Source organism: Pantoea endophytica (assembly GCF_002858935.1).
Taxonomy (GTDB): domain Bacteria; phylum Pseudomonadota; class Gammaproteobacteria; order Enterobacterales; family Enterobacteriaceae; genus Pantoea; species Pantoea leporis.
Genome location: NZ_PJRT01000008.1, coordinates 1 through 2,275 on the forward strand (window position 1 = coordinate 1; position 2,275 = coordinate 2,275).

Here is a 2,275-nt window from a genome sequence, read left to right on the forward strand (position 1 = left end):
ATCTTATCATGTCTGTATACCGTCGACCTGTAGCTAGAGCTTGGCGTAATCATGGTCATAGCTGTTTCCTGTGTGAAATTGTTATCCGCTCACAATTCCACACAACATACGAGCCGGAAGCATAAAGTGTAAAGCCTGGGGTGCCTAATGAGTGAGCTAACTCACATTAATTGCGTTGCGCTCACTGCCCGCTTTCCAGTCGGGAAACCTGTCGTGCCAGCTGCATTAATGAATCGGCCAACGCGCGGGGAGAGGCGGTTTGCGTATTGGGCGCTCTTCCGCTTCCTCGCTCACTGACTCGCTGCGCTCGGTCGTTCGGCTGCGGCGAGCGGTATCAGCTCACTCAAAGGCGGTAATACGGTTATCCACAGAATCAGGGGATAACGCAGGAAAGAACATGTGAGCAAAAGGCCAGCAAAAGGCCAGGAACCGTAAAAAGGCCGCGTTGCTGGCGTTTTTCCATAGGCTCCGCCCCCCTGACGAGCATCACAAAAATCGACGCTCAAGTCAGAGGTGGCGAAACCCGACAGGACTATAAAGATACCAGGCGTTTCCCCCTGGAAGCTCCCTCGTGCGCTCTCCTGTTCCGACCCTGCCGCTTACCGGATACCTGTCCGCCTTTCTCCCTTCGGGAAGCGTGGCGCTTTCTCATAGCTCACGCTGTAGGTATCTCAGTTCGGTGTAGGTCGTTCGCTCCAAGCTGGGCTGTGTGCACGAACCCCCCGTTCAGCCCGACCGCTGCGCCTTATCCGGTAACTATCGTCTTGAGTCCAACCCGGTAAGACACGACTTATCGCCACTGGCAGCAGCCACTGGTAACAGGATTAGCAGAGCGAGGTATGTAGGCGGTGCTACAGAGTTCTTGAAGTGGTGGCCTAACTACGGCTACACTAGAAGAACAGTATTTGGTATCTGCGCTCTGCTGAAGCCAGTTACCTTCGGAAAAAGAGTTGGTAGCTCTTGATCCGGCAAACAAACCACCGCTGGTAGCGGTGGTTTTTTTGTTTGCAAGCAGCAGATTACGCGCAGAAAAAAAGGATCTCAAGAAGATCCTTTGATCTTTTCTACGGGGTCTGACGCTCAGTGGAACGAAAACTCACGTTAAGGGATTTTGGTCATGAGATTATCAAAAAGGATCTTCACCTAGATCCTTTTAAATTAAAAATGAAGTTTTAAATCAATCTAAAGTATATATGAGTAAACTTGGTCTGACAGTTACCAATGCTTAATCAGTGAGGCACCTATCTCAGCGATCTGTCTATTTCGTTCATCCATAGTTGCCTGACTCCCCGTCGTGTAGATAACTACGATACGGGAGGGCTTACCATCTGGCCCCAGTGCTGCAATGATACCGCGAGACCCACGCTCACCGGCTCCAGATTTATCAGCAATAAACCAGCCAGCCGGAAGGGCCGAGCGCAGAAGTGGTCCTGCAACTTTATCCGCCTCCATCCAGTCTATTAATTGTTGCCGGGAAGCTAGAGTAAGTAGTTCGCCAGTTAATAGTTTGCGCAACGTTGTTGCCATTGCTACAGGCATCGTGGTGTCACGCTCGTCGTTTGGTATGGCTTCATTCAGCTCCGGTTCCCAACGATCAAGGCGAGTTACATGATCCCCCATGTTGTGCAAAAAAGCGGTTAGCTCCTTCGGTCCTCCGATCGTTGTCAGAAGTAAGTTGGCCGCAGTGTTATCACTCATGGTTATGGCAGCACTGCATAATTCTCTTACTGTCATGCCATCCGTAAGATGCTTTTCTGTGACTGGTGAGTACTCAACCAAGTCATTCTGAGAATAGTGTATGCGGCGACCGAGTTGCTCTTGCCCGGCGTCAATACGGGATAATACCGCGCCACATAGCAGAACTTTAAAAGTGCTCATCATTGGAAAACGTTCTTCGGGGCGAAAACTCTCAAGGATCTTACCGCTGTTGAGATCCAGTTCGATGTAACCCACTCGTGCACCCAACTGATCTTCAGCATCTTTTACTTTCACCAGCGTTTCTGGGTGAGCAAAAACAGGAAGGCAAAATGCCGCAAAAAAGGGAATAAGGGCGACACGGAAATGTTGAATACTCATACTCTTCCTTTTTCAATATTATTGAAGCATTTATCAGGGTTATTGTCTCATGAGCGGATACATATTTGAATGTATTTAGAAAAATAAACAAATAGGGGTTCCGCGCACATTTCCCCGAAAAGTGCCACCTGACGTCGAGTTTACCACTCCCTATCAGTGATAGAGAAAAGTGAAAGTCGAGTTTACCACTCCCTATCAG

1 protein-coding gene and 2 pseudogenes are annotated in these 2,275 nt (G+C 49.2%); 1 reads left to right on the top strand and 2 read right to left on the bottom strand.

Annotated elements, in window-relative coordinates:
- Positions 1–181: 181 nt before the first annotated feature.
- Positions 182–280: pseudogene (locus PZBJ_RS24345) on the bottom strand (hypothetical protein); the annotation flags it as partial.
- A gap of 429 nt (positions 281–709) precedes the next feature.
- Between PZBJ_RS24345 and PZBJ_RS24540 the strand changes: the two are divergent.
- Positions 710–835: pseudogene (locus PZBJ_RS24540) on the top strand (replication initiation protein); the annotation flags it as partial.
- 380 nt (positions 836–1,215) lie between these two features.
- Here PZBJ_RS24540 and PZBJ_RS07955 read toward each other — a convergent pair.
- Positions 1,216–2,076 (bottom strand): broad-spectrum class A beta-lactamase TEM-116, encoded by an 861-nt coding sequence (locus PZBJ_RS07955; RefSeq protein ID WP_000027050.1) that lies wholly within the window; start codon positions 2,074–2,076, stop codon positions 1,216–1,218.
- Positions 2,077–2,275 lie beyond the last annotated feature (199 nt).

Coding starts and splice junctions, on each gene's coding strand:
- PZBJ_RS07955 (WP_000027050.1), bottom strand. CDS start 2,076: ATGAGTATTCAACATTTCCGTGTCGCCCTTATTCCCTTTTTTGCGGCA.